The organism is Roseibium sp. 10G30-5 (assembly GCF_055809635.1).
In genome coordinates, this window is record NZ_CM147918.1 from 3,148,139 (window position 1) to 3,174,351 (window position 26,213).

General features: G+C 57.2%; 18 protein-coding genes, 6 pseudogenes and 1 riboswitch. Of the genes and pseudogenes, 10 read left to right on the forward strand and 14 right to left on the reverse strand.

From position 1 onward, the window contains the following. Nucleotides 1–107: 107 nt before the first annotated feature. Nucleotides 108–1,310 (reverse strand): O-succinylhomoserine sulfhydrylase, encoded by a 1,203-nt coding sequence (locus tag AC0L7U_RS15945; RefSeq protein WP_473692036.1) that lies wholly within the window; start codon nucleotides 1,308–1,310, stop codon nucleotides 108–110. A gap of 40 nt (nucleotides 1,311–1,350) precedes the next feature. Beyond that, a riboswitch (SAM riboswitch) is annotated at nucleotides 1,351–1,429 on the reverse strand. A gap of 182 nt (nucleotides 1,430–1,611) precedes the next feature. Between AC0L7U_RS15945 and AC0L7U_RS15950 the strand changes: the two are divergent. Together AC0L7U_RS15950 and AC0L7U_RS15955 are read left to right on the forward strand one after the other, a co-directional pair. Further along, nucleotides 1,612–2,716 (forward strand): annotated as a pseudogene (locus tag AC0L7U_RS15950) (2'-deoxycytidine 5'-triphosphate deaminase). 21 nt (nucleotides 2,717–2,737) lie between these two features. Further along, nucleotides 2,738–3,301: a YigZ family protein gene (locus AC0L7U_RS15955; RefSeq protein ID WP_473692038.1), complete on the forward strand. Its 564-nt coding sequence runs from the start codon at nucleotides 2,738–2,740 to the stop codon at nucleotides 3,299–3,301. Between the two features lie 16 nt (nucleotides 3,302–3,317). Here AC0L7U_RS15955 and AC0L7U_RS15960 read toward each other — a convergent pair whose 3' ends face one another. The 3 genes from AC0L7U_RS15960 to AC0L7U_RS15970 form a co-directional block, all read right to left on the reverse strand. Then, nucleotides 3,318–3,656, reverse strand: a complete 339-nt coding sequence (locus AC0L7U_RS15960; protein ID WP_473692040.1) for a hypothetical protein — start codon at nucleotides 3,654–3,656, stop codon at nucleotides 3,318–3,320. After that, nucleotides 3,625–4,236, reverse strand: coding sequence for a hypothetical protein (locus tag AC0L7U_RS15965; protein ID WP_473692042.1), 612 nt, complete (start codon nucleotides 4,234–4,236; stop codon nucleotides 3,625–3,627). The genes AC0L7U_RS15960 and AC0L7U_RS15965 overlap by 32 nt, the downstream gene beginning before the upstream one ends. A 118-nt stretch (nucleotides 4,237–4,354) precedes the next feature. Further along, nucleotides 4,355–5,005, reverse strand: a complete 651-nt coding sequence (locus AC0L7U_RS15970; protein ID WP_473692044.1) for a helix-turn-helix domain-containing protein — start codon at nucleotides 5,003–5,005, stop codon at nucleotides 4,355–4,357. 392 nt (nucleotides 5,006–5,397) lie between these two features. On the opposite strand from AC0L7U_RS15970, the gene AC0L7U_RS15975 reads away from it, so the two are divergent. Both AC0L7U_RS15975 and AC0L7U_RS15980 read left to right on the forward strand, forming a co-directional pair. Continuing rightward, entirely contained in the window at nucleotides 5,398–5,742 is a 345-nt protein-coding gene (locus AC0L7U_RS15975; protein WP_473692046.1) for a DUF952 domain-containing protein, read from the forward strand. Further along, a pseudogene (locus tag AC0L7U_RS15980) lies at nucleotides 5,739–6,837 on the forward strand (quinone-dependent dihydroorotate dehydrogenase). Before AC0L7U_RS15975 ends, AC0L7U_RS15980 begins: the two are co-directional and overlap by 4 nt. A gap of 70 nt (nucleotides 6,838–6,907) precedes the next feature. Here the strand turns inward: AC0L7U_RS15980 and AC0L7U_RS15985 are convergent. After that, nucleotides 6,908–8,269, reverse strand: a complete 1,362-nt coding sequence (locus tag AC0L7U_RS15985; RefSeq protein ID WP_473692048.1) for an MATE family efflux transporter — start codon at nucleotides 8,267–8,269, stop codon at nucleotides 6,908–6,910. Between the two features lie 114 nt (nucleotides 8,270–8,383). Here AC0L7U_RS15985 and AC0L7U_RS15990 point away from each other — a divergent pair, with 114 nt between their 5' ends. Further along, entirely contained in the window at nucleotides 8,384–9,388 is a 1,005-nt protein-coding gene (locus AC0L7U_RS15990) for a histone deacetylase family protein (protein WP_473692050.1), read from the forward strand. Here AC0L7U_RS15990 and AC0L7U_RS15995 read toward each other — a convergent pair. The 4 genes and pseudogenes from AC0L7U_RS15995 to AC0L7U_RS16010 form a co-directional block, all read right to left on the reverse strand. Beyond that, nucleotides 9,351–9,626 carry a DUF6460 domain-containing protein gene (locus AC0L7U_RS15995; protein WP_473692052.1) on the reverse strand — a complete coding sequence of 92 codons (276 nt, stop codon included), beginning with the start codon at nucleotides 9,624–9,626 and terminating at the stop codon, nucleotides 9,351–9,353. The genes AC0L7U_RS15990 and AC0L7U_RS15995 overlap by 38 nt on opposite strands. 143 nt (nucleotides 9,627–9,769) lie before the next feature. Then, nucleotides 9,770–10,321 carry a helix-turn-helix transcriptional regulator gene (locus tag AC0L7U_RS16000; RefSeq protein WP_473692054.1) on the reverse strand — a complete coding sequence of 184 codons (552 nt, stop codon included), beginning with the start codon at nucleotides 10,319–10,321 and terminating at the stop codon, nucleotides 9,770–9,772. 115 nt (nucleotides 10,322–10,436) lie between these two features. After that, nucleotides 10,437–10,763, reverse strand: a pseudogene (locus AC0L7U_RS16005) (AraC family transcriptional regulator ligand-binding domain-containing protein); the annotation flags it as partial. Nucleotides 10,764–11,042: 279 nt separating this feature from the next. Then, nucleotides 11,043–13,259: a 3-hydroxyacyl-CoA dehydrogenase NAD-binding domain-containing protein gene (locus tag AC0L7U_RS16010; protein WP_473692056.1), complete on the reverse strand. Its 2,217-nt coding sequence runs from the start codon at nucleotides 13,257–13,259 to the stop codon at nucleotides 11,043–11,045. 119 nt (nucleotides 13,260–13,378) lie between these two features. On the opposite strand from AC0L7U_RS16010, the gene AC0L7U_RS16015 reads away from it, so the two are divergent. Continuing rightward, the gene (locus tag AC0L7U_RS16015; RefSeq protein ID WP_473692058.1) at nucleotides 13,379–14,137 is read left to right on the forward strand and encodes an EAL domain-containing protein; all 759 of its coding nucleotides are present in this window, start codon (nucleotides 13,379–13,381) and stop codon (nucleotides 14,135–14,137) included. 17 nt (nucleotides 14,138–14,154) lie between these two features. Here AC0L7U_RS16015 and AC0L7U_RS16020 read toward each other — a convergent pair. The 4 genes and pseudogenes from AC0L7U_RS16020 to AC0L7U_RS16035 all read right to left on the reverse strand — a co-directional run bounded on the left by AC0L7U_RS16020 (nucleotide 14,155) and on the right by AC0L7U_RS16035 (nucleotide 18,655). Then, a pseudogene (locus AC0L7U_RS16020) lies at nucleotides 14,155–15,364 on the reverse strand (acetyl-CoA C-acetyltransferase). 27 nt (nucleotides 15,365–15,391) lie between these two features. Further along, nucleotides 15,392–16,030 (reverse strand): glutathione S-transferase family protein, encoded by a 639-nt coding sequence (locus AC0L7U_RS16025; RefSeq protein ID WP_473692060.1) that lies wholly within the window; start codon nucleotides 16,028–16,030, stop codon nucleotides 15,392–15,394. Between the two features lie 99 nt (nucleotides 16,031–16,129). Next, nucleotides 16,130–17,926 carry an acyl-CoA dehydrogenase C-terminal domain-containing protein gene (locus AC0L7U_RS16030; protein ID WP_473692062.1) on the reverse strand — a complete coding sequence of 599 codons (1,797 nt, stop codon included), beginning with the start codon at nucleotides 17,924–17,926 and terminating at the stop codon, nucleotides 16,130–16,132. A gap of 229 nt (nucleotides 17,927–18,155) precedes the next feature. Beyond that, nucleotides 18,156–18,655 (reverse strand): annotated as a pseudogene (locus tag AC0L7U_RS16035) (MerR family transcriptional regulator). Between the two features lie 47 nt (nucleotides 18,656–18,702). Here AC0L7U_RS16035 and AC0L7U_RS16040 point away from each other — a divergent pair. From AC0L7U_RS16040 to AC0L7U_RS16055, 4 genes and pseudogenes are all read left to right on the forward strand, one after another. Beyond that, entirely contained in the window at nucleotides 18,703–18,939 is a 237-nt protein-coding gene (locus AC0L7U_RS16040; protein ID WP_473692064.1) for a hypothetical protein, read from the forward strand. 515 nt (nucleotides 18,940–19,454) lie between these two features. Continuing rightward, nucleotides 19,455–23,387, forward strand: coding sequence for a peptidoglycan-binding protein (locus tag AC0L7U_RS16045; RefSeq protein WP_473692066.1), 3,933 nt, complete (start codon nucleotides 19,455–19,457; stop codon nucleotides 23,385–23,387). Nucleotides 23,388–23,615: 228 nt separating this feature from the next. Beyond that, a pseudogene (locus AC0L7U_RS16050) lies at nucleotides 23,616–24,544 on the forward strand (sulfite exporter TauE/SafE family protein). Beyond that, on the forward strand, nucleotides 24,544–25,383 hold the full coding sequence (locus AC0L7U_RS16055) for a TIGR02186 family protein (protein WP_473692067.1): 840 nt from the start codon (nucleotides 24,544–24,546) through the stop codon (nucleotides 25,381–25,383). The pseudogene AC0L7U_RS16050 and the gene AC0L7U_RS16055 overlap by 1 nt, the downstream one beginning before the upstream one ends. 17 nt (nucleotides 25,384–25,400) lie before the next feature. Here AC0L7U_RS16055 and AC0L7U_RS16060 read toward each other — a convergent pair whose 3' ends face one another. Beyond that, nucleotides 25,401–26,189 (reverse strand): FkbM family methyltransferase, encoded by a 789-nt coding sequence (locus AC0L7U_RS16060; protein WP_473692069.1) that lies wholly within the window; start codon nucleotides 26,187–26,189, stop codon nucleotides 25,401–25,403. Between the last annotated feature and the right edge of the window lie 24 nt (nucleotides 26,190–26,213).

Consider the following 26,213-nt stretch of genomic DNA (forward strand, 5'->3'; position numbering starts at 1 on the left):
GTGTCAGTGCGCCTTGCGTTGAGGTGCCTTAAACGTCACGAGACACCAGCAACCCCGTCTTGCGATGGGCTCTGGCGCCTCGTTAAAAAGCTTGTGGAGCGTTCGAGCTACTTGATCATGTCCAGTGCGCGGGCGAAGTCTTCAATCAGGTCGTCCTTGTCTTCCAGACCGATGGAGAGACGCAGCAGACCGTCGTTGATGTCCAGCTCGGCCCGTGCCTCCTCGGTCATCGACTGGTGCGTCGTCGTGGCCGGGTGGGTGACCAGACTTTTGGCATCGCCGAGGTTGTTCGAGATCTTGACGATGTTCAGCGCATTGCAGACGTCGAAGGCCGCCTGCTTGCCGCCTGCCACTTCAAGAGCAATCATGGTTGAGCCACCAGTCATCTGGCGTTTCGCAACGTCGGCCTGTGGGTGGTCATCACGGCCTGGATAAATGACCCGTGCAACCTTTGCGTGATCGGCAAGGAAATCGGCAACAGCCGCCGCATTAGCTGCCTGCTGAGTAACGCGCAGCGACAGGGTTTCCAGGCCCTTGAGCAGGACCCAGGCATTGAACGGGCTCATATGAGGGCCGGTGTGCTTGACGAAAGGCATCACCTCGTCTTCGATCCACGCCTGATCGGAGAGCACCAGCCCTCCCATGGCGCGGCCCTGACCATCAATGTGCTTGGTGGCGGAATAGACTACGACATCGGCGCCGAGCTTCAGTGGTGACTGGAAGATCGGCGTGGCAAAGACGTTGTCGACAATCAGGCGAGCGCCAACTGAATGGGCGATGTCTGCCACCGCTGCAATGTCGATGATTTCCAGCGTCGGGTTGGTTGGGCTTTCCAGAAACAGAGCCGTGGTGTTCGGTTTGACGGCAGCCTTCCATTGCTCAAGATCCGTGCCGTCGACCAGTGTCGATTCCACACCGTAGCGCGGCAGCAGGGTTTCGATAATGTAGCGGCAGGACCCGAACAGGGCCTTGGCAGCCACCACATGGTCGCCAGCCTTGACGCTGGCCATCAGCGCCAGATTGACGGCAGCCATGCCGCTGGCGGTGGTGCGGCAGGCCTCGGCACCCTCAAGACCTTTGATGCGGTCTTCCAGCATGGTGTTTGTCGGGTTGGCATAGCGTGAATAGACGTAACCTGGATTTTCGCCGTTGAAACGCGATTCCGCCAATTCGGCAGTATCGTAGACGAATCCTTGCGTCAAATACATGGCTTCCGAGGTTTCGCTGAAGGGGGACCGCATTGTTCCGCCATGGACAAGTTGGGTTGCCGCACGCCAGTTTTTGTTGGCTTCAGTCTCGTTGGTGCTCATGTGTCATGCTCCGAAATACAAAAAAACCCGGCCTAAGCCGGGGTTTTGCAACCCGGCCCCTTAGCTATTTGTTTAACGTGGCTGCAAGCCGGCCGGCCAAAATCACCACTTCTAACGATGTCGTTATGCTTAGGCCAAAAGCGCAAGGACGTCAATCTCAGCCGGTTCTGCAAGGTATCTGCGAGACTCTTGATGTCAGGCTGGCGCGGTTTTGCATCTTTCGCTGCAAAACCGGTTGGCGGGAGCCGTGTCATCCGTTAATCACACTGCAACAAGGCACCGCACAGGGATCCGGGACATCATGACCACGCCTGCCGCCGGCATTCTTCCGGCTCAGACCATTGAAACCATGTTTGCGCAAGGTGTGATCCGGGCGGATCTGCCGCCTGTTGACGGTCAGATCCAACCCGCCAGTCTGGACCTGCGCCTTGGCAGCACGGCCTACCGGGTGCGCGCCAGTTTTCTCACCGGTCCCAGGACCACGGTGTTGGACAAATTGCAGGCGTTCAAGCTGCATACCTTTGATCTTCGTGAGGGCGCGGTTCTGGAAACGGGCTGTGTTTATATTGTGCCCTTGCAGGAAGCGCTCGCACTTCCCGGTGATATTTCGGCCACCGCCAATCCCAAGAGTTCGACAGGACGATTGGACGTCTTTACCCGTGTGATCACCGATCAGGGCCTTGCCTTCGACACAGTGCCCGCAGGCTACATGGGGCCGCTTTATGCGGAAATTTCACCATTGACGTTCCCGATCCTTGTGCGTGCGGGATCGCGTCTTAGCCAGATCCGGTTTCGGCGTGGACTGTCTCTGGTTGGCGATGCCGAGCTTGAAGGTGTGCATCGCAACCAGACACTGGTGAGTGGCGGCAATGAGCGCATTGGTGGCGGCGTGCAATTGTCGATTGACTTGCAGGGGCAAGGCGAGAATTCGCTCGTCGGCTACCGCGCCAAGCATCACACCGGTCTGATTGATGTGGATGCCATCGACATTCAGGATCCCTTGTCCTTCTGGGAGCCGATTTATCGGCGTGGCGCCTGCGAAATCATTCTGGATCCGAACGAATTTTACATTCTGGTGAGCCAGGAAGCCGTGCATGTGCCTGCCGACTATGCTGCCGAAATGGTGCCCTTCGATGCGCTCGTGGGTGAGTTTCGGGTTCACTATGCAGGCTTCTTTGACCCGGGCTTTGGCGCGGCCGTGGCAGGGGGTGTCGGCTCAAGGGCTGTGCTGGAAGTGCGGTCCCATGACGTGCCTTTTATTCTGGAGCACGGGCAGACCGTGGGCCGACTGGTTTATGAGCGCATGGCGGAGCGCCCCAGAAGTCTTTACGGCGAGGGCATCGGCTCCAACTACCATGTGCCAGGCGCTGAAGCTGTCCAAGCATTTTAAATCTCCAAACCTTTGAGCGACAAAGGGTTGGTCGATAATGGCGTTTAAAACAATCGAACAGGAAGTAGAAGGCTATCTGGAGGATCGGAAATCCCGGTTTCTCGCCTTTCTGGTGCCCTTTGATCAGTTTGACGCCAAGCTTGAATTTTTGCGCGGCGAGCATCGCAAGGCCAATCATTTCGTCACCGCGCATCGCCGTCTTCTGGAGGACGGTCAGATCGAAGAAAGCGGCAAGGATGACGGCGAACCCTCCGGCACATCCGGTATGCCGACGCTGAAAGTATTGATCGGTACAGAACTGATCAATGTTGGTGTGATCGTCGTGCGCTATTTCGGCGGCACGAAACTGGGTGGTGGTGGTCTCGCCCGAGCCTATTCTGGCGCGGCGGCCGCTGCCATTAACAATGCGCTGCTCATTCCCTACATCAAGACGTCCGTTGGTACGGTGGACGCGACCTTCGCCGACAGCGCCGAGATTGAGCGCCGTATTTCGCAGTCCGGCTTGACCGTTCTGGATCGCACCTTCACTCCCGATGGCGTTACTCTGACCATCGAAGGACCAGAAAATGCGGTGGTGAGTTTAACGGACAGCGAGGCGTAGCCGCGCGTAAAGCTGTTCACTGACTGGGCGTCGGGGTGGTGGCGGGCTGGCCGAGCAACTGGTTCAGGGTCGTGGGTTCGCCAGAAAGAAGCGTATCGGGAGTGGATGGAGAATCGTCGGCCGCAAGATCCAGATCATTCAGATCCGGATCAACACCGGGCGTTGTGGCGCTGTCAGCCGCAAGTGATGGCAGGAGGGGCTGCCAATTGCTGTTCCATTGGCCTTTTTTCTCTTGTCGCGCAGTCTCGGCCAAGATTTTGTAATCATCTGGGGCGTCGTCTGTTGGCTCGGCCCAGCCGTAGGTCACCAGCCATTTCGACAGATCAATATTGTAGCGATGGCACCTGTACCACAAAGTCTTGCGGGCCTTGTTTCACAAAATGATCGCAGGTGATTTGCGACACGCGCGAGACACCACGCATGGCGGTGCGCGCGCGGGCGCCGCAGGGCCAGTTTTCGCCGGTCGTTGCGGCGCAGGTTGTGGCAAGGGTCAGCGGCCTGATATGAGCCAGATGGATGCGCATGTCGCCCGCTAGCAGCACACCCGCCTCGGGCACCGTTGGCCGGACAAGTTTCACGGCTTCCTTCGGCAAGGCGATGTCGGCAACATGCTTTGGTTCCAGTACAGGGTTGGGGTTTATGGCATCCGGCAACCGCTGAAGCGGAGCTGAAACGATTGGGGTCACAACGCCGTTCGGGGCAACATTGCGCAGTTGCACGGGCAGAGGTGCTGCCGATGCCGCAGCAATCTTGTCCAGATCGACAGGCTTTGCCGCAATAACAGGGCGTTGCCGTTCATGCGCGCGCCGAGCCCTTTCGGCAGCACTTTGGTCCTCCGGCATGCGCGGCGGTGGCACCAGAACAAGCCATGCAACTGCGCCTCCTGCGAAGGCGAGCAGCAGCACTGGAGTCCGAATAGCGCGATAGAAACTCATGACGTTCAATTAACGCCGGGTCGGCGCTGCTCCTGTTGCCGTCGATCTTCGGCTATGCGGCAAATCATTTGGCACAGCCGGTGCGCTCCATTGAGCCACAGGCAGCATTGCTATTTTGCTACTGGCTTGCCCATAGAATACGGGCGGTCCAGGCAATTTGTTCGCGCGCTGCACTGATCTCGACCCCGACATGTGCGGGGTGTTCGAAAATGATAGCTGCGCTTGAGCGTTTGTGAAAGATCATCGCTTCCAGATGACCATCCTTCCAACCGATCAATGCCCTGTCGGATTTGCGCAGGGCGGAATGACGATCAGCGATCAGGACGGTGCCCGGACCATAAAGCGGTGTGAGGGTGGCGTCGAGCACTTCGAGGGCAAACAGCGTGCGTTTGCGCTTTGGGCTGCCAAAATCCAGTGTGCCCCACAGTCCTCCTTTCAGACTGCCATCATCCCGAAAGGCTTCGCCAAGGCTGATGTTCTGCCAGCGCAGGAGCGGCAATTCGAAACCGTCGTCGCCACGGGGACGCGCCGGTATTTTTCGCTGGGTGGTGCCATCCAGAAAGTCTTGCAGACTTTCGCCAGTGGCTTCCAGGATCTTGGCGAGCGATTCCGTCGAGGGCCAGCGGGGTCGGCCATCGGTGGCGAAGCGTTTGGAGCGGTTGAAGGTAGTGGGGTCTAGTCCGGCTGCTTTTGCCAGACCGGATGTGGACAGGCCGTTGCGTAGGGCAAGCCGATCGATTCCCTCCCAGACTTGCTCATGCAGCAGCATATTCCCCTCCGTTCATGCAAAATCCTTCACTAGGCCCGGGCTCGTCAGCGCAAGAGCGGTGAAAACTCGTCAGTCGTTACAAGCCGGCAGATCCGGTGCACTCTGTTGGCCTCAGGCAAGGTTCCGCAATTCATGCCGTCCTTTAAAGCGTATTTCCGGAGTGGTTCCCTAGGCTGTCTCATTCAAAATAGCCGGTTCCGTCCGGTTTGGGCGTGCTGATGATTGTCTTGGTTGCCAATTTCCTATGAATTTCCAGCGAGGCGCGTATTGGTATCTTGTTTGGTGGCGGGTCGGGTTATAGGCTCCGCGCACTTTGCGCAGGCGGTTTTGTGCAGGGTTTCACGCTCTCGGGTCGCAAGGGACAACGGGCAACAACCAGAAGGATGATGGAGATGGTCGGTATCTACAAGATTGTGCCTCGCGCGCTTTGGGAGAAGGCTGTTGCGGATGGCGTCTTTGAGGGTGCACCGGTGGATCTCGCCGATGGCTACATTCATTTCTCGACCGCCGAGCAGGCTGGCGAAACGGCTGCGAAGCACTTTGCCGGTCAGGCCGATCTTCTGCTTGCGGCGTTTGACTCGGAAACCTTCGGCGCTGCACTGCGCTGGGAGCCATCGCGTGGCGGCGCATTGTTCCCGCATCTCTATGCCCCCTTGCCTGTGTCCGCTGCCCGTTGGGTCAAGCCTTTGCCAGTCGGCGACAACGGTGTTCATGACTTTCCGGATCTGGATCAATGACTTTTTCCTTCATCGATAGGCTGGCGCTGGGTGGTCTGCACAAACTGGACGCCGAAACAGCCCATCTCGTGACGCTCAAGGCGTTGAAGAAGGGCCTGCTGCCACCACAGCGCAAGGTTATGGACCCGCGTCTTGCAGTGTCAGTGGCCGGGCTTCTGTTCGCCAATCCGCTTGGAATGGCAGCCGGTTTCGACAAGAATGGCGAAGTGCCTGATGCCCTGCTGCGGGCGGGCTTCGGCTTTACCGAAGTTGGAACCGTGACGCCAAAGCCGCAGTCAGGCAATCCACGGCCACGGGCATTTCGGCTGCTTAACGATGAAGCGGTCATCAACCGGTATGGATTCAACAATGACGGTCATTCCGCCCTGCTTGCGCGCTTGCAGCGTCGCAATGCTCGCGGTGGTATCCTTGGCATTAATGTTGGAGCCAATAAGGAAACGGATGATCGCGTCGGTGATTATGTGGCGGGCATCCGCAAGATGTATCCGGTAGCGCGCTACTTTACCGTCAATATTTCATCGCCCAACACGCCGGGCCTGCGAAATCTACAGGCGCGCGCGGCTCTGGCCGAGCTTTTGGGCAAGGTGATGCAGGAGCGCGACGAGAGGGCCGATGCCACGGGCTTTACCGTGCCGGTGTTCCTGAAAATTGCTCCCGATGTGTCGCAGCCCGAACTTGAAGACATCACAGCCGAAGTTCTGACGCATAACCTCGATGGGTTGATCGTTTCCAATACGACCCTGTCACGCGACGGTCTGTCCGCTGATCCGAACAGGGATCAAGCGGGGGGGCTGTCAGGTCGCCCGCTGTTCAGCCGGGCAACAATCATGCTGGCCCGCACCCGCCAACTCGTCGGTCCGGATTTGCCGCTGATTGGTGTTGGTGGCATCGACAGTGCGGAAACTGCCTTGGCAGAAAATTACCGCAGGTGCCGATCTGCTTCAGGTTTATTCCTCCTTGGTCTTCAAAGGCATGGCGTTGGTGCCTTCTATTCTGGAAGGGTTGGTGGCGCGTCTTGACGAGGGTGGCTATGCGTCCTTGCGTGACGCGCGTGACAGCAGTGTCGAAAGCTGGGCTCTGCGCGAAATCGACTGAGTTACAACCTGCCGGAGCGCTCACTCATGTGCTGGCAAAACAAGGTGTCTTCTGCGTCGCGCGAGTGTTGTCAGGTGGCCTGTGCTGCAAAGTGCGTGCGGGTCCGTTTGCGGCACATCAGCGCGAGCGACACCCCACGGCAACTGACGAAGATCACGGTCGCCAACCAAAGACCATTGTTGCCCCAGATCGGTGCAAGGCAATAGTAAGCAGCGATGTAGATTGCCAGGGACAGCACCATCATGTTGCGCATGTCGGTTGACCAGGTTGCGCCGATGAACACCCCATCCATCTGATACGCCAGCGCGCCCGCGATGGGCATGACGGCCACCCATGGCAGATAAATTCTGGCCTGCTCACGCACCAGCGGGGCTGTTGTCATCAGGTCGATCATCGCGTGACCGACGGTCAGATAGAACAGCGACAGCACGAGCGAGAGTGTTAGCGACCAGAACAGGGTCAGTTTGACTGCCTTGACGAAATGCGGACGGCTGCGCGCGCCGACCGCCGTGCCGGAGAGCTGTTCTGCGGCGGCTGCCAGTCCGTCGAGAAAATAGGCGCCGGTGATGAAAAGCTTTTCCAGAATGGCGTTGGCGGCCAGGGTCACATCCCCATGCGCGGCGGAGCGGGCGGTAAAGAAGGTAAAGCCGATCAACAGCGAGAACGAGCGGATCATGATGTCGCGGTTGACCGACATCATGCGCAACAGCTTGTCTTTTTGAAAGACGACACTGCGCGCAGGCCAGGTTTTGCCGTGAACGCTGGTGATCACCAGACCGACGCCGAGCACGAAGGTGGAGATTTCGGCAATGACGGTTGCCAGCGCAACGCCTTCGATGCCCATACCCAGATGCAAGCCCAGCAGCACTGACAGAACGATGTTGACGGCGTTTAGAAACACTTGCAGCACAAAGCCCGTGTGTGCCCGGCCCAAACCGAGAAACCACCCAAGCACGGCATAATTGGCTAGCAGGAAGGGCGCGCTGTAGATGCGGACGTTGAAATAAGCGCTGGTTGCGGCTTGAACCTCTGCGGATCCGCCGATAAGCCACAGTCCGGCGCGTAGAATGATGAGTTGCGCAAGAACCATCACCGCGCCGATGCAGATGCTGAGGAAAAGCGCGCGCAGGAAAGTGGCGCCGATCTCTGTGTCTTCATGCGCGCCGAGCGCTTGCGATGTCAGCCCCGTCGTGCCCGTTCTGAGAAAATTGAACGAGTTGAAGACCAGATCGAAGATCACGCCGCCCACGGCAATGCCGCCCACCAGCGCGGGATCCCCCAGGCGCCCGGTCACCGTCGTATCCACTATGCCCAGCATCGGCGTTGACAGAAAGGCGAGCGTCATGGGCACGGCAATGCCGAAGACCCGTCGATGGGTCACATCCGGGATCGCATGAGGCTGAAGTGGTGACAGAGGGCTGGGGGCAGTCATGGGAAGTCCTTTAAACGTACCCTTGTCAATGGCGCGAGAAACGTCCTCCGGTCAAGGTCGATTTGCTGATTTAATGGACTTGCCGCAAGGTCGTGCAGATCTATACTCCACGCCATGAGTGTCGCCTTTGTTCACCATCCCCGTTATCACGCTGACCTGAAGCCGGGCCACCGTTTCCCGATGGACAAATATCAGCAGGTGGCCATGCTGATTGAGCAGGAAGGCCTGCTGCGGGGACACAAGTTTCACCGCCCTCGTGCGGCGCCAGTGGAGTGGCTGGAGCTGGCGCATGATCCCGCTTATGTGCGTGGAATTTTCAATCTGGACGTGCCTGCGAAGATCGAGCGGGAAATTGGCTTGCCGATCAAGGAAGACGTAACGATGCGTGCAAGGTTTGCCACCGGGGGAACCGTCCTGGCTGGCTATCTGGCACTTGAGCAGGGGCTGGCGTGCAACACAGCTGGTGGAAGCCATCATTCAGGGCGTCTGCATGGCGCAGGTTTTTGCGTTTTCAACGATGTGGGTGTCGCCATCCGGGTGATGCAGGCGCATGGCGTCATTCGTCAGGCGCTGGTGATTGATCTTGACGTGCATCAAGGCAATGGCACGGCGGATATTTTTGCCGAGGACGACAGCGTTTTCACATTGTCGGTGCATGCCGAAAAGAACTATCCGGTGCGGAAAGCACGCTCGGACATGGATGTGGGGCTGGCAGACCAATTGACGGATGCGCCGTATTTGGAATGTCTGCAGGGCGTACTGGATGAAGTGCTGGACTTACGCCGCTGGGATCTGGTGTTTTTTAACGCAGGCGTGGACCCATATGAAGGCGATCGACTGGGACGTTTGTCGCTGACCCGTGAGGGCCTCATTGAGCGTGACCGTATGGTGATCAGCTCTGTGCGCGGCAAAGGCTTGCCGCTGGTCGGCGTCTTGGGTGGCGGCTACTCGGTCGACGCCAGTGAGGTGGCCGACCGGCACCTGACGCTGTTTCGCTGCAGGCACTGGCATGGCAGGACGCCCAGTCCTGAACCGAGGCAAGCCCCACATTTTGCAGCAAGTCCTGCCCGATCGTTTTGCGTTAGCGTCGGTTTCCCATCGCGAGCAGGCGCAAGATGAGCCAGATAGGCACGACGATGGCCGCACCAACGAGGAAATAGCGACCAAGGCTGCCAAGAGCATCAAAACCCATATGCCAGATGCGCTGGAAGAAGCGCCCGACCATATCGAACAATTCCAGCGGTTGCAGGTCAAGCGCTGTCAGGATGACGCCGACTACGAAGGACAGAAAAATCAGTCGCAGAGCGACATGCGCGGGAGACCCGCCGAGAAATCGGGAAAGTGTGTTGTCTGCCATCAGTCGTCCAGTGTCACGAGTGCCATTCCTCTTAGGTAGGGAATTGCGCGGTGAAACGCAACGTTTCTGGGCATTCGCTCGCGGTCTTGCGCAAGAATGTGATGCCGGCGTGCGCTGGGGCTGGGCGCGGTTGACAAGGGCGATTAGTCCCCCGGAGAGGATGGCGGCGGCGTTGGTTGCTGTTGTCGGACGGCGCGGGGGGATTGGCCAAACCATTTCTTCACCGCGCGCGAAAAGGCGCTGGTATCGGCAAAGCCGAGTTCATAGGAAATCGATTTGATTGATTTCGACGTTTCGGTCAGGAACCGCAGCGCCAGAACCTGACGGACATTTTCCAGGCAGGCCCGAAAACTGGTGCCTTCATCATCCAGGGCTCTTTGCAGGCTGCGCGACGACAGATTGAGCTTGGCGGCAATCTGATTGATGCTGAATTCCTGTTCGCTCAAGCCGCGTGTGATTGCCTCATTGACGATGCCTGTCATATTGGCCTGAGGGGCGGCAATATCCAGCGCGGCCTGCGCCGCCTGTTTGACAATTGGCAACAGGTTGGGGTCCGCCATTGGTGGTTTCAGATCCAGAAAATGCACGGGGATGATCAACCGGTTCGTGGTCTTCTCGAACCGCAAGTTGTCTCCGAATTTCGCGCGCAGGATATGTGGGTTGGAAGGGGCCGTCACAGCCATTTCGACAAACACTTCGCCGGCTTGTCCCTGAAGGCCCTGAGTACAGCCTCGTCGCCACAAGCGAAAACAGTGCGAGCGTGAACTGACGGTTCGGCCCGAGATGGGTTGGGACGTAAAGCTCCAGCATGGCGACACTGTCGGTTTCTGTCAGCGACATGCGCAGGCTGTTGCTTCGGATCGGATAGAATTCCGCGATCAGTTGCAGCGCCATCCTCAAGCTGTCGCTGCATAGCGTGAGGTAGTCGAAGATGCCTCCATAGCCGAGTTTGCTGCGTCCGAAATGGTTTGCCATGACGGAATCGTCCTGCAACCGGGCCGCAACCGTTTCGAAAAGGGCAAAGACTCTTTCGAGCGGCAGGTGGACGTTATTGTCCTCGCCTGAGACATGCGGCAGGCCGTGCTCTTCCAACAGAGACGCCCAATTCAGATTGCGTGCTCTGATCAAATCTTCCATGGCCAACGAGAGGACCTGATGTAACCCATTCAATAATTGGTTGTTTGATCAAGCAAAATGCCTCGCTTGCACAGTGAAAATAAATACATCAAGAAGTTTTATTTTTAATTTTCCGACAATATTAAACAAATATATTAGATCATTAATACGTGAAAAGACGTACTCCGTTTGAGCTCCAGTTTAACAAACAATATTATTCAATAATTTGCCTGATCTTTTCTCGTGTCAATGTCCATGCGTCTTTTCTGCCAAAAATGCTTGATGGCTTGGTTTCACATCCTAGCCGCGAACAGAGCCACTATCTTTATCAACTTCCGTAAAGCGACCGTAAAAGGTCTCCGCATTTTTCGCCATTTCACGCAACAGCGGAGTAGGCTTGAAACGATCGCCATACTTGCGGGAAAAGTCCCAGCAGCGGGATACGAACGCCTTGGTGCCGACCATGTCGATGTAGCTCAAGGTGCCGCCGGTAAAGGGGGCAAAACCGAACCCGAGGATAGAACCGATATCAGCCTCCCGCACATCGGTCAGACATTTTTCCTCAAACACGCGAGCGGTCTCCAGCGCCTGGATCGTCAAGAGGCGTTGCTTCAACATGTCGATGTCAAAGTCTTCGGCAGCTCTGCTTGGTCCGGTGATCTCGCTGAGACCCTGCCAGAGAGACTTCGCTTTGCCATCGTAGTCATAAAAGCCCTTGCCGTTCTTGCGCCCGAAGCGTTGCCGGGTGACAACCATCTTTTCGAGGATTTCGTCTAACGCAGAGGGGTGATAGGCCTTGCCTGCATCTGCCTTTGCAGCCTGGGCGATTTTCCAGGCAAGGTCCAGCGCCACTTCATCAGCCAGCGCCAATGGCCCGACCGGCATCCCCGCCATTTGCCCGGCATGCTCGATCATCGCAGGCGGAACACCGTCTTCCAGCATGAGCAAGCCTTCTCGCACATAGGTCATGACCACGCGCGTCGTGTAGAAGCCGCGGCTGTCGTTGACGACGATCGGCGTTTTCTTCACGGCCTTGACGTAATCGAGAGCGACGGCGAGCGCATGAGGCGCAGTTTTCTGCCCCATGATCACTTCAACCAGCATCATGCGGTCCACTGGCGAGAAGAAATGGATTCCGATGAAGCGTGTCGGATCTTCAGCCGCGTCTGCGAGGGACGTAATCGGCAGGGTGGAGGTGTTGGAGGCGAAGGTTGCATCTGGCTTCATCGTGGCGAGTGCGCGCTGCGTCACGTCTTTCTTGACGGCGCGATCCTCGAAAACGGCCTCAATCACAAGATCGCAGGTGCTCAGAGCACTAAAGTCGGTTGTCGGGGTGATGCGTGTCAGAATGGCGTCTCGTGCCGCTTCATCCAGACGCCCCTGCTGGATGGCCTTGGTCAGCAGGCTGCGACAGTGGGCCTTGCCTTTGTCGGCAGCTTCCTGGGTTTGATCGATCAGGGTGACGTCCAGCCCGGCACTTGCGGTAACATGTGCAATCCCGGCCCCCATGAACCCAGCCCCCAGAATGCCGACCCGTTTGAGATGCGTTGGCGGCTCGTCTACGGGGCGTCTTGCCAGCTTGTTCAGGGCTTGCAGGGACTGAAAAAGTGAGCGGATCATGTTGCCCGCTTCAGGCGTTTGCAGCACTTTGGCGAAATATCGGCTTTCGACCTGAAGGGCGAGGTCCATCGGCAATTGCAGCCCCTCGACCACGGCTTGCAGCAGATAGCGGACGCCGGGGTAATTGTCGTATGTTTCTCTCCGATAGATGGCGGCGGCGGCAGGCCAGAATTGAAATCCCTGTGCCGAATAGATGGGCCCACCAGGCAGCTTGAAGCCTTTTTGATCCCATGGCTTCAGCGGCGACACCCCGTTGCGCAACAGGGTTTTCGCAGTTTCGATCAGGTCGGCCTCGGGCACGGCGGCATCAATGAGCTTCATCGCCTTTGCTTTGGCGGCATCAAGCGGCTTGCCCTGCATCAGGAATTGCAGACCAGCCTGAGGATCGCAGATGCGCATGACGCGCTGGGTGGCACCGGCACCGGGAAAGATGCCGACCTTGACTTCCGGCAACCCAATCTTGAGGGCAGGGGTATCGGCCACAACACGCGCGTGGCACGCCAACGCCAGTTCAGTTCCCCCGCCCATGCAGATGCCCTTGATGGCGGCGACGAAAGGTTTGCCGCATGTCTCAAGCTTGCGATAGATCCGCGACAACGCGCGAGAGCCTTCCAACAGGGTTTTTGCGGCCGCCTCGGCATCCTCGTGACGCGCTGACTGATAGCTCGTCAGAAGCCCCCGGATCATGTCCAGATCGGCGCCGCCGGTGAACGTGTCCTTGCCGGTCGTGAGGATCGCACCGGTTATGGCATCATCCGTGGTGATGGTGTCGATGATCCGCGTCATGTCCTGCATCACTGAGACGTCAATGATGTTCATCGATCTGTCGCGCATGTCCCAGGTAATCAGCGCGATGCCGTCGGTGTCGATTTCCAGCGTGAAGTTCGTGTAGGTCATGATGTCCTCCGGGGAGAAAGAAACAGACGCAAACCCCTGGGTGCTAACGAATTGGTAGAATTCACACTGGTATGGTGCAGAGAATCATAAATTCTCAAATGCTCTCCAGAGGTGCTGCAATGACCTGTGTTGCTTGCCGCGAAGCTGTGCCGCTCGACTTCGATTTTTCCATGGCGTTTCAACCCATCATCGAGGTGAGTGGGGAGCGCATCTGGGGTTACGAGGCGCTGGTTCGCGGGCGGAACGGCGAGGGGGCCGAGACTGTTCTCTCGCGGTTGACGCCGGTCACGCTCTATCGTTTCGACCAGGCTTGCCGGGTCAAGGCGATCGAACTGGCCGCTCGCCTGTTTCCCAGGGATGACACGCGACTGTCGATCAATTTCATGCCGAACGCCGTGTATGAGCCGGCTGCCTGTATCCGCACCACGCTTTTGGCTGCGGCGCGAACCGGCTTTGATGTCAGCCGCATCATGTTCGAGTTTACCGAAGACGAGAGGCTGACCGACACGGCCCATGTTCAGGCGATCATCACCGAGTACCGGCGGCACGGGTTCACCACCGCCATCGACGATTTCGGGGCGGGTTATTCGGGCCTCAACCTGCTTGCCAGTTTCCCGCCGGATCTGGTCAAGATTGATATGGCGCTGGTGCGTTCCATCGATACCGACCCGACCCGGCAGATCATTTTGCGGCACACGCTTGCCATGTGCCGGGACTTGAACATTCGTGTTCTCGTCGAGGGTGTCGAGACGCGGGAAGAGTTCGCCACGCTGTGCGATATGGGAGTTGATCTGGTCCAGGGCTACCTGTTTGCCAAACCGGCTTTCGAAGCCTTGCCGCCGGTTCAGTTCAAGCCGAGCCTTGTTTCTGTCGACTGATTTCATAATGCGTGTCCTCACACCCGCTCGATGAGCGTTGCTGTGCCCATACCGGCACCAATGCACAATGTTACGAGAGCCGTCGTCTTGTCCTGACGCTCCAGTTCGTCCAATACGGTGCCCAGGATCATGGCCCCCGTCGCGCCAAGCGGGTGTCCCATCGCAATAGCGCCGCCGTTGACGTTGACGACCGCTGGATCCAGATCGAAAGCCTGGAGATAGCGCAGCACCACGGCAGCGAACGCTTCATTGACCTCGAAAAGGTCGATGTCCGCCAGGGTCATGCGGGCGTGCTTGAGCAGCTTGTGTGTCACATCCACCGGCCCGGTCAGCATCAGGGCTGGATCGGAGCCTATATTGGCAAAGGCCTTGATCCTGGCACGTGGCATGAGGCCGTTTGAGCGGGCAGCGGCCTTGGAACCGATCAGTACAGCGGCAGCTCCATCAACGATGCCTGAGGAATTGCCAGCGTGATGCACATGCGTCACGGTTTCCACTTCTGGGTGCGCCTGTACGGCGACGGCGTCGAACCCACCCATCGCCCCCATCATTTCAAAGGAAGCATTGAGACCGGACAGAGTGGTCAACGCGGTCTCGGGGCGCATGTGTTCGTCACGTGCCAGCAGGGTGATGCCGTTGACATCCTTCACTGGCATGACGGAAGCGGCAAAGCGGCCTTCCTCCCAGGCCCGAGCGGCACGGTGCTGGCTTTCAACCGCATAAGCATCGCAGTCGGCGCGGCTGAAGCCGTATTTGGTGGCGATAAGGTCAGCGGAGATGCCTTGCGGCATGAAATAGGAGGGCAGGGCGACCTGGGGGTCAACGGCCCATGCCCCCCCGAGGCGCCAAGTCCGACCCGGCTCATGGATTCGACGCCACCTGCGATCACCAGGCGGTTCTGTCCGCTCATGACTTGTGCGGCGGCCATGTTGACGGCATCAAGACCCGACGCGCAGAAGCGGTTGATCTGCATGCCGGGAACGGTCACATCGTAGCCTGCCGTGAAAACGGCGGCCCGTGCAATGTCACCACCAGCTTCCCCTACCGGATCGACGCAGCCCAGAATGACGTCATCGACGTTGCGGGTTTCAAGAGCGTTGCGATCCCGCAAGGCCTCCAGCGGGTGCGCTGCCAGGCATGGACGGAGGGGACTTCGTGCAGGGCGCCGTCCTTCTTTCCCCGTCCACGCGGTGTGCGTATATGGTCGAAAATATAGGCGTCCGGCATTATGTGTCTCCTCCACGAAACAGGCGATCAGGCGGTGGCAGGCATCGGGTGTCCAGGCATCAGGTCGTAGGGTGCTTTCCAGCCGCGCAGCTTGCGAATGCGGTCGAGCCAGCGGTTCATGTGCTCGTAAGGGGCAAAGTCGATACCGATTTCATCTGGCCAGAACAGATAGCCACACACCGACAGATCGGCGATGGTCGGGCGGTCTTCGATGATGAAGGTCCGGCCTTCCAGATGCTTGTTCAAAATGCTGTAGGCACTGACCACGCGCGCTTCCAGAAAGGCGGTTACGTCCGTTTCCCCTGTCTTGGCGAACATGCGCAGATACCGAAGGGTGGCGGTGAGCCCGCTGAGCTTGTGATTGTCAAACAGGATCCAGCGAAAGATCTCGCGCCGTTCTGCAGGTGTGCGCCAGCCAAAAGTGCCAAGCTGCTCGCTCAGGTACTCCAGAATGACGCCGGACTGAGACAATCGCATGTTGCGATGGATCAGCACCGGGATTTCGCCCATTTCGTTCAATTCGTCCCGAAAGGCATCGGAACGGGCCGCACCGTTGAAAAAGTCGATCCATTCGGGTGTCCAGTCTGCACCCGACAGCTCCAGCATCAGCGCCACCTTATAGGCGTTCCCGGACTGAGCGAAGCAGTGCAGCGTGAATTCGGACATGCGCTTGGTTCCTCTGAAAGAAAGATCAGGCAGGATTGCTCCACATCTTTCGCTGGTGATGACAACAGCCTTTTGTGTCCGCTGCCAACTGCCTTTTCATCAAAAATCAGCTTCATCCAGTGCCATGACACTGTCCGCCCCGGCGAGGATACGGGTCAGATGCGTCGCTGTGTCCGGTAGCATATGAGTCATGAAGAATAATCCCACCGTCAATTTTACGGATAAACGCTGTATTTCTGTGGCCTCAGTCTCATTCAGCCGGTCATGAGCCGCCTTTGCAATACGCGCCCACATGTATCCCATGGCGACCAGACCAAAGAGGTGCATATAATCCGTTGCCGCAGCGCCTGCGTGATTGGGATCCTTGGCCGCGGCATCCATCAGCCATAAGGTGGCCTTTTGCAGATCGTCGAGAGCTGCTTTCAGAGGTTGTGTGAATGAGGAGAGCGTATTATCGGCTGCCGTATCGCTCAGGAAAGCCGTCAGCTCGTTGAAAAAGGCGATGGGCGCACGACCACCGTTTGCGGGCAGTTTGCGGCCAACGAGATCCAGCGCCTGAATGCCATTGGCCCCTTCGTAGAGCATGGCAATACGGGCATCGCGCACAAATTGCTCCATGCCCCATTCGGCAATGTAGCCGTGCCCACCGAAGACCTGCTGCGCCAGCACCGTATTGGCAAAGCCGGTGTCAGTCAGGACGCCTTTCAAAACAGGGGTCATCAGTTCCATCATGTCGCGTGACAGTTCGCGCTGTGCCGCATTGGGAGAGTGATGCGACCGGTCGCCGTGCAAGGCCGTCCACAGCACCAGAGCGCGACCAGCCTCGTTGAAAGCCCTGATACGTAGCAGAATGCGGCGAATGTCGGCATGAACAAGCAGCGGATCAGCGGGCTCGTCCGGATAGGCAGCGCCTTTCAAGGCGCGTCCCTGCAATCGGTCACGCGCATAGGCGGCCGCGTTCTGATAGGCGACTTCAGACAGGGCCAGCCCCTGCACGGCGACACCGAGCCGAGCCTCATTCATCATCGTGAACATGGCGCGCAGGCCTTTATTTTCCTCGCCTACAAGTTCGCCGACCGCGTTGTCATAGTTCATCACGCAGGTGGCATTGCCGTGAATGCCCATCTTGTGTTCCAGACTGCCGCAACTCACACCATTGGCGGCCCCCGGCGTGCCATCGGCGGTGATGAGCTGACGTGGCACCACGAACAGAGAAATACCCTTGGTTCCCTGTGGAGCGCCCTCAATGCGGGCAAGCACCAGATGGATGATGTTGTCGGCCAGATCGTGGTCGCCTGCCGAGATAAAAATCTTGGTGCCGGAAAGCTGATAGGTTCCGTCTTTCTGGCGTGTGGCTTTCGTGCGGATAAGGCCCAGATCCGTACCGCACTGCGGTTCGGTCAGGTTCATTGTGCCGGTCCACTCGCCAGAGATCATCTTAGGCAGAAACATCTGTTTTTGTGGTTCGCTGCCATGAAGTGACAGGGCAGCAATGGCGCCTTCCGTCAAGCCGGGGTACATGGCAAAGGCCATGTTGGCAGAGGACAGGTATTCGTTGACGAGTGTCGCCAGTGTATGCGGCAAGCCCTGGCCACCGTAAGTCGTTTCTGCCGAGAGTGTGCTCCAGCCTGCCGCGCAAAATGCCTTATAAGCCGACCGGAAACCCTTTGGAGTGTGGATGGTGCCATCCTCCTGGCGGTGACAACCTTGTGTGTCGCCTATCCGGTTGAGAGGCAGAACTTGTTCTTCGGCGAATTTCGCCGCTTCGCGCAAGATCGCCTCTACGGTATCTGGCGTTGCCTCTTCGAACCCGGGCAAGTCCCGCAGAGCATCAAAACCCAGAACCTCCCGCAAGAGAAACAGAGTGTCATCGACGGGTGCGATATAGTTCGGCATGGCGCTCCTCCCAGATTGCCCACCTCAAGGCGGTGACGTTTCCGTTAACGTCACCTTGAGAGCAATATAGGCTTGACTGAGATGCCCGACAAGCCGTGTCGTAAGGGAAGGTCATGCAAAAAAAAGACCTGAAGGGATCTGCCGTTCAAAACGGTAAAAGAAACCTTCAGGTCAAAAAGCAGGCAAGGGAGAGGAAGATCACGGTGCTACAACGTGAGAAAAGGATGGCTTACTCCAGAGAGCGGGCCGAAATCTCCAGTTCGGCGCTTTCAGCTTCCTCGGCTTCGCGGTGACGCAACATGCCCGAGACGATTTCAACCGTGCGTGACAACTCGTCAACAGCCTGGTCAATTTCTAGCGCTGCGTTTGCAGCACGGTGATTTGATCGTTGAAACGGGCCAGAGCCACGCGCAATTGAGTGGCTTGACCATCGCGCAGATCATAAAGGTCCAGCATATCGCGAATTTCTGTCAGAGAAAATCCAACACGCTTGCCCATCAGCACGAGCTTCAGCCGCGCACGATCCCGCCGCGTGTAAATCCGGTTAAGGCCTTCCCGGCGCGGGTTCAACAGGCCTTTGTCTTCGTAGAAGCGCAGGGTTCGCAGAGTGCAGTCAAATTCCTTCGCCAATTCGCCGATTGTGAATTGGGTCTTCTTGGTGCTGCTGTCACGCGCGGCGACGATTTCGACGATCTTCTCATTGTCGCGAATGGAGAGGGCTTCACTCATATCCGTCTCTGATGTCTTCCTGTTGCGGGAGGCAGGTTGTCTGGCCGATGATCCTGGATCTCCATCTGACGAAAGCGTCAAGGAGTGTTGGCTCGCTCGCGGGTCAAGATGGGATCTATACGGTAGTCACTCTGCCTATGCATCCATCTTACGCAAACGTCAAGGCTGAGATGCGGCTTATTGATGCGTTAACCTTGCCAGATGGTTGCGATTTCGCGAAAAGCAATGAAATGACGGAAATTGAAAAGAATAAGGAGGCTGAAAAGAAACTTTCCTGCGCATAAGTTGCAGGGGAGAAAGACACTTGGAGAAGCTCGGGTTAGGCCTTGTCCAAGAGGCCGTATTTAGCCTCGAATGTGTTGATAATTCAACCTTTTTGGTGAATTCCAGCGCGTTTGACAGGTCTTCCGTAGCGTTATTTTTGATGAGATCATCGCATGTATTTGCCTCTTGAAAATGAGGGGTAAGGCATCATTCATGGTGAATCGCAAATGAAGGAAATCCATGTTTCCCAAGGACTTTTAACGCGCTGTTTACCCTAAACCGCAATCATTTGGATGCTGTCTTGCAACGGATGTAATTCGTCCGATCATCATGCCGGGCAGCCCAGAGTCATCAAGCGGCCAGAAGGTCGCCAGTTCAGGGTCAAAAAATGTCGGCTTGGAAAAACCATAGGGCAGGACGCCGTGGCCAGGATCAATCCTTGTACGGGATCGAGGATCGCCTTGAAACATCTGAGGATGGTTCCGGAGTGGAGCCCGCGTTTCGACCCAGCCGACATGATGCCTTGAACGAACGTGTGGAGCGCTTGACTCGCACCGCCACATCCATTGCAGCAGATGCCTCCAGCCGTAGCCACAATGGTGAAAGCGACGATCTGGCAGCGGTTGCGAAACAGCTCGATCGGTTGCTGCGCGAGCGCGAAGACCTGAAACAGTCGGGTGGTCACGCAGCCCTTAAAGGCAGTGCGACAGCGGAACCGGCAAGAGCAGCTTCCAAGCCGATTGCTGACACACCACGCCCGCGTCGCACGGTCCGCAAGGCTGCTGAAACGGTGGTGCCTGCTGCGGAAAGTGATGCTTTTGACAGTATCATTTCAGCGCTGGAACGCCTTGATCGTCGGGTCGAGGACCTCAGCAACGCTGACGCACGCCTGAGTGCTGAAATCTCTCATGACCCGCAGGACGATCTGAGATCTTCTGCGCGTGATACTTATCTTGAAGACGAGGCGTTGGATGACGAGGGGGACTATGATCTGGCTCCCGCTTCCATGCCGTCTCGCGCAAAGAGCGACTTCCACCCGCCAATGCAGCCGGTTGCTGATGGCGGATTGTCCGCGCGCATGGTCGACGATCTCGCCGCCCGGATCGACGCTTTACGGCAGCCACAGGAACAGGCCTTTGGAGCTGTTCGTGGAGAAATTGGCTCTCTGCGCGAAAGCCTTGATGGGTATGCCACGGATCACAAACAACGTATTTCGCGCCAGAATGATGAGCTGCGCCGCTTGGGCGACATGGTCGAACGGTTGCGCGCGGGTGGGCACGACACCAAACTTGCACATGAAGTACGTCAGGAAATTTCCAGCCTCAAGGATCTAGTCTCGGAAGCGAATGTCGAAGGCTCGCTGAAGACGCTGGAACATGGCTATGCCCATCTCTTGCAGCGCATGGATGAATTGAAGCGCGGTGCCGCGGATCCCAAGATCCTCAACAATGTGGCCCTGCGCCTGAATGAAATCGAGGACGCTTTTGCCTCCTTGCCCAGCGGCGAGCACATGCTGCTGCTGGAAACCCGTATCGCCGATGTTGCCTCAACTCTGGAAATGCTGCTTCAGCGTAATGCCGGGGCCGAAATCGCTCCCTTGCGCGATGAGTTGCGTGAAATGCGCGACGTGGTTGAGCGCATCAATGTGCAGGGCCTTGTCTCCGGCATTGACGAGCGCTTGCGCTTTGTCTCCGGCCGTATGGACGAGATTGAGACGCTGGCGCGCGAACAGCACGGCCTGGGGTCGCGCCTGACCTCCATGGAAGATCGTCTGGAAGGGCGTCTGGAAGAAATTTTCGGCATGATGGCCGAGGATCGCTCCGCTCCCTCCGACACGCGCCTTGATGACATTGTCGGTCGACTGGATCGGATGGAAAATAGCCCGGTTGCCGCACCGACGGTTGAACAGAACATTGCCGCGCTCGATAGCCGTCTGGATCTGATTGCTGCGAAGCTGGATACGCTGGTCAAGAAAGCCAACCGTCCGGTGCCCGTCCTGGATGCGGCTGCGACCAAGGCAAGCACCGTCGAGAGCAAGCTTTTACAGGATCTTCATGCAAGGGTCATGGATCTGACCCGCAAGCTTGATGTGCCGAAGGACGGTGTCTCGCGTCAGGCGTTGGATGAATTGCGCGGCGAGATTCGCGAAATGCGTGCGACGCTTGTTCAGGCGCCGCGCAACAGCGATCTGGAAGACCGCATGGCGGATCTGGCCGATGCGCTGGCCAGTGGAGCCGAGCGCACCGATGATCGTCGCCTTGAATATCTTGGCGAGAAGGTCGCCGCACTGGTTGATTTATTGCAGGAAAGCGGCACCTCTGAACGGGGTATGCAGCAGATCGCGACCACTTTGCAGCGCATCGAAGAGGGGCTGGGCGAAACCCGCCGTGATATGGCCTCGCTGGCGCGCGACGCTGCCTTTGAAGCTGTCTCCAAGAGCGCGGCTGAAATGTCTGCAAACGGCGGTCACGGCGATCCGGCAATGGAAGGGTTGCAAGACGATCTGCGTCGGCTGCTGGAAGCTGCCGAAGGCTCTGAACAGCGCACACGCAATACCTTTGGCGACGTCAAGAATGTTCTCAGTTCGCTGAATTCCCGACTGGATGACCTGGAACGCTCCAGCGTGGCCCGCAGCGGTCGCAAGGGTTGGGGTGGTCCTGCGGAATCTGTGCCAGCACCGCGCACAGCCGCAGACCGTGGCCGTGATCGCAAGGCCGATTTTATTGCGGCCGCGCGCCGTGCCGCGCAAGCGGCATCGCAGGAAGCCGCCCGCATGGAAGAGGAAAAGCCGGAGGTTCCGGTCCCTGCTGCCCATGTGGACGACATCGCAGAAACGCAGAAGCGCGATGGCGGTTGGCTGAAAAAGGTTCTCAAGCGCGATCGTGAAGCACAGGAAAACCTGACAGGCGATGATGAGACGCTGGAACTCGGACCAGAAATGGAAGCTCCATCGCGTGAACCTTTCGGCTTGCGCGCAGAACAGCGCATCGCCGTGCCGGATGCGACGCCCGCTGATGAGGAAGAAGCTGATGAGGAGGCGTCCGGCAAGGGCAAGACCCGCCGTCGGGCCCTTTTGTTTGCTGCGGCAGCCGTTGTTCTGGCTATCGGCTCGCTTCAGGCGGTAAAGTTTGTCGATCCGGCCCTCTTGAAGGGCAAGCTGCCCGGCATGATGGCGCAGACGGGTCCGACACAGACAGACGGAAAATCAGCTGCGTTGGCGCAGGCGGCAACGCCGGTCAAGGTTTTGACATCGGGCACAGACCAGGCGCCGAAGAAAGTCGCTGACCGGATGATCCCGCAAGGGGCGCGGGACGGCGACCAGATGGCGAAAGGGGCTGTTCTGCCAAGCGATGCCGCGACATCCGCTGAGGATACATCGGACATCCCGACAGAACCCGCGCCGGAGGCAACCGCGTCTATCGGATCTGTTGGTGACGGCGCAACCGCGGCCAATCCCAGCAAGGCCGTGGCCTATGCTCCGCCAAGCGGTGTTGATAGCCATTTCACCAAGTCTGCATCTGCGGATGCAACGGCTTTCAGTAAAACCAATGCACCTGCACAATCGGCAAAAGCAACACCTGCTGATCTCAAATTGCCACCTGAAGAGGTTGGGCCGATGGCCCTGCGCAAAGCTGCAGCCCGTGGCAACGCCTCTGCCGCTTTCCTCATTGGCGTGAAATACACCGAAGGGCAGGGCGTGCAGGCCGATCTCGCCGCTGCTGCCAAATGGTACAAGCTTGCCGCCGACAAGGGACTGGCTCCGGCTGAATACCGTCTCGCCAGCCTTTATGAAAAGGGCCGCGGCGTTACGCGCGATCCAGCCAAGGCGCGCATGCTCTATACGCAAGCCGCTCAGGCGGGCAATGCCAAGGCCATGCACAATCTCGCGGTTATGTATGCCGAGGGTGTCGACGGAAAGCCTGACTTTAACAATGCTGCGCGCTGGTTTGAAGCGGCGGCCAATCACGGCATTCGCGACAGTCTCTTCAATCTCGGCATTCTGTATGCGCGTGGATTGGGTGTGCAGAAGGATCTTGTCCAGAGCTATAAATGGTTTGCCATCGCGGCCAGCCAAGGCGATCAGGGCGCTGCGAAAAAGCGTGATGAAATTGCCAAGATGATGGATGCGACGACCCTGGCCAAGGCCAATGAAGCGTATCAGTCCTTCAAGGTCAAAGCGCTTTTGCCCGCGGCCAACAAGGTCAAGACGGATGCCTCTTGGGAAACCGCTCAGGCAAATGGTCCGGATCTGACGACATTGACAAGCGGACTTCCGGATTTTGGCGGCATGGTGCTGACTGCTCAGACGAAGTTGAATGATCTTGGCTTCAGCACCGGTCAGCCTGATGGCAAGATGGGCCCCCGAACACGCAGTGCGATCCGGGCTTTTCAGCGAAGTATAGGGCGTCCGGAAACGGGCGAAGTGACTGCCAGCCTGATGCAGGCGTTGAAGAAGCAGTCCATTTGACGTGCCAGTGATTTGAAGCCTTCACGAGGTCAGATATCTCGGGCGGTGGAAAAAGACGGAAAGCGACCTAAGTGTCATAAGGATGAAAGAAATATAGCTTTTTTCCGGGGCAGGGTCGCAAAGGCAAATTCCGTCTTCCTTGCTTGACAGTTTCTGCAGAGACCGGCTTTAACCACTCAACAGCAATAGGGCGCAGTCAATCGCGCCCACAAAGTCCGGCAGCCTATCGTGCAACTCTACCTGCCTATCGCCGAAATTCCTGTCAATATGTTCGTCATCTTCGGCATGGGGGGAGCGATTGGCTTCCTGTCGGGATTGTTCGGAATTGGTGGCGGGTTCCTGTTGACGCCGCTTCTGATCTTCTCCGGCATTCCGCCCGCAGTTGCCGTTGCCACCGTCACCACTCAGGTCACCGCGTCTTCGGCCTCCGGCGTTCTGTCCTACTGGCGACGCAAGGCCATCGACTTCAAGCTTGGCACAGTGCTGCTGATTGGCGGCATCATCGGGTCCATGTTGGGTGTGGTCCTGTTCAGGGTGCTTGAATCGCTCGGCCAGCTCGATCTGGTTATTTCCCTGTCCTACGTGACGTTTCTGGGCACCATCGGCGGCTTGATGCTGGTTGAGTCTTTGCGCGCCATGCGACGCCGCAAGGGGGGCGCCCGGTCACCAATCGTAAACCCGGACAGCATAACTGGATCCATGGCCTGCCGTTCAAGATGCGGTTTCGCCGCTCCAAGCTCTATGTCAGCGTGATCCCGATTGTTGTGCTTGGCGGCACCATCGGCTTTCTGGGTACGGTGTTGGGCATTGGCGGCGGCTTCATGATGGTGCCTGCACTGATTTATCTGCTGCGGGTGCCAACCGGCGTCGTGATCGGCACCTCGCTTCTGCAAATCCTCTTCACCATGGCAACCGCGACTGTGCTCCATTCGGTCAGCACTCAAACTGTTGATGTGGTGCTGGCGATGACCTTGATGATTGGCGGTGTCATTGGCGCGCAGTTCGGCGCGCGCATGGGACAGAACCTGCGCGGAGAACAGTTGCGCCTGATGCTGGCCCTGCTGGTCTTGCTGGTCGGTGTGCGGTTTGCCTACGAATTGCTGCTTCAGCCCAGCGAACTTTATTCCATTGCCATTCTCAAGGGGGCAGGGGCGTGATGACCAACTCTCCTGCAAGCGGCGGCAAAGCAAGTCGCACTCGCCGCGCCGGAAGGGCTCTTCAAGCCGCTCTTATGAGCATCGGGGCGTTGTTGCTTTGCGCAGTGGGCGCTGCACAGCAGGCTCAGGCCGAGAACCTCGTCATGTCGCTGTCGTCCAACATTGTGTCGATTGAATCGAATTTCAGCGGGACATCCATCGTGGTCTTCGGTCAGGTGTTGCGCGATGCGGAAACGGTGGAGCGTCCAGGAAAATACCAGATTGCAACCATCGTTGAAGGTCCCTCGCAAGAGGTGACGACACGGCGAAAGGGGCAGCTTCTCGGCATATGGGTCAACCGCGGCAGCGAAGTCTTTGACGACGTGCCATCATTCTATGCGCTGGCAAGCACCGATAAGGTGAGTCAGCTTGCACCGCGTGTGACCCTCGATAATTACGAAATCGGCTTGCATCACATCAATCTGGCGATCACGGGCACATCGGATGTGCCCGTCTCGCAGCGGTTGGGGTTCCGTAATGCGTTTTTGCGCCTGAAGCAAAAGCACGGGCTTTATTCAGAAGCTCCCGGAACGGTGAGCTTTCTGACCAACAGCATGTTCCGTACCACCATTCCCCTTCCAGCCAATATTCCGGTTGGGAAATACAAGGTGCGCACCATTCTCATGCAAGATGGCATTGTTTTGGCGCAGGTCTCGCAGAAGTTGGCAGTCGCCAAGATCGGCTTTGAGCAATTCACCTACCACCTGGCGCATCAGTCTCCCCTGATCTACGGCATCGGCGCAGTTGCCATTGCGCTGCTGACCGGCTGGTTCGCCGGTGTGATCTTCCGCAAGGATTGAAGGATGGACTGCGTTATTCAATTGGCAATAATTCTTTTGCTTACGTACCAGTCATCAAATTTTGACAAATCCGTGAGTACGCGTTGAAAGTTATTTTTCTCGAGAAGATTTTTAATCTTCTCCCTTGATTCCGTAAAGTTATGTTCGCACGTAATTACATCGATGTTGTATTCTGAGAAATCAAAGGCGTCTAAAATATCAAATTCGCTCCCCTCGGTATCTATTGATAGGTAGTCAATATTTTTTGGTGCGTTGTGTTTCTTGAGAAGGTCATTCAAAGATATCGTCTTTACCGTGTAAATTGTTCCTTTTTGCCTACTTTGTTCGTGGAAGTCTGAGGCTTCGAAATCATGAAGTGTGGACAAAGTTGCAGCTTCGGCTTCTTTGAATTGCAGGGTTTCTCCTGACGTGTGCCATACACAATCAGTTTCAATAGTTGCATTGCGGTTTGATTTCAGTGCTGTCTGCCAACATTTTGCTGGCTCTGCCAGAATGCCTGTCCAGGAAAATTTCGTTTCCAGTAAATGGGTATTAGAAAATTCGATACCATCTGTGGCACCGAATTCTACAAAGAAACCGTTATATTTAAAATCCGTCTGGCTGAGAACAAAAAGATCTTGAAATATTTGCGATTTGGAATCGTCAATATTTTTCAAAAGGTCTTTATGATATAAATCCAGCATGCCCTTGAGGAATATTAATTTAGACTCGATTGAATGAATACGAGAAATTTCTTTCTTAAGTTTCTTATATTCTTGATAACGCTCTTCCTTAATCAATCGAAACGGAAACTTATTATTTTTCATTAGGTGTATCTCCATTTGAACGAT

Excerpts from the sequence above, each read along its gene's own strand:
- AC0L7U_RS15965 (WP_473692042.1), bottom strand. The coding sequence starts at position 4,236 with ATGAGTTTCTATCGCGCTATTCGGACTCCAGTGCTGCTGCTCGCCTTC.
- AC0L7U_RS16060 (WP_473692069.1), bottom strand. The coding sequence starts at position 26,189 with ATGAAAAATAATAAGTTTCCGTTTCGATTGATTAAGGAAGAGCGTTAT.
- AC0L7U_RS15990 (WP_473692050.1), top strand. The coding sequence starts at position 8,384 with ATGAGTGTCGCCTTTGTTCACCATCCCCGTTATCACGCTGACCTGAAG.
- AC0L7U_RS16040 (WP_473692064.1), top strand. The coding sequence starts at position 18,703 with ATGATCCTGGATCTCCATCTGACGAAAGCGTCAAGGAGTGTTGGCTCG.
- AC0L7U_RS16015 (WP_473692058.1), top strand. The coding sequence starts at position 13,379 with ATGACCTGTGTTGCTTGCCGCGAAGCTGTGCCGCTCGACTTCGATTTT.
- AC0L7U_RS15945 (WP_473692036.1), bottom strand. The coding sequence starts at position 1,310 with ATGAGCACCAACGAGACTGAAGCCAACAAAAACTGGCGTGCGGCAACC.
- AC0L7U_RS15995 (WP_473692052.1), bottom strand. The coding sequence starts at position 9,626 with ATGGCAGACAACACACTTTCCCGATTTCTCGGCGGGTCTCCCGCGCAT.
- AC0L7U_RS15985 (WP_473692048.1), bottom strand. The coding sequence starts at position 8,269 with ATGACTGCCCCCAGCCCTCTGTCACCACTTCAGCCTCATGCGATCCCG.
- AC0L7U_RS16055 (WP_473692067.1), top strand. The coding sequence starts at position 24,544 with ATGACCAACTCTCCTGCAAGCGGCGGCAAAGCAAGTCGCACTCGCCGC.
- AC0L7U_RS16010 (WP_473692056.1), bottom strand. The coding sequence starts at position 13,259 with ATGACCTACACGAACTTCACGCTGGAAATCGACACCGACGGCATCGCG.
- AC0L7U_RS16025 (WP_473692060.1), bottom strand. The coding sequence starts at position 16,030 with ATGTCCGAATTCACGCTGCACTGCTTCGCTCAGTCCGGGAACGCCTAT.
- AC0L7U_RS15955 (WP_473692038.1), top strand. The coding sequence starts at position 2,738 with ATGGCGTTTAAAACAATCGAACAGGAAGTAGAAGGCTATCTGGAGGAT.
- AC0L7U_RS15970 (WP_473692044.1), bottom strand. The coding sequence starts at position 5,005 with ATGCTGCTGCATGAGCAAGTCTGGGAGGGAATCGATCGGCTTGCCCTA.
- AC0L7U_RS16030 (WP_473692062.1), bottom strand. The coding sequence starts at position 17,926 with ATGCCGAACTATATCGCACCCGTCGATGACACTCTGTTTCTCTTGCGG.
- AC0L7U_RS15975 (WP_473692046.1), top strand. The coding sequence starts at position 5,398 with ATGGTCGGTATCTACAAGATTGTGCCTCGCGCGCTTTGGGAGAAGGCT.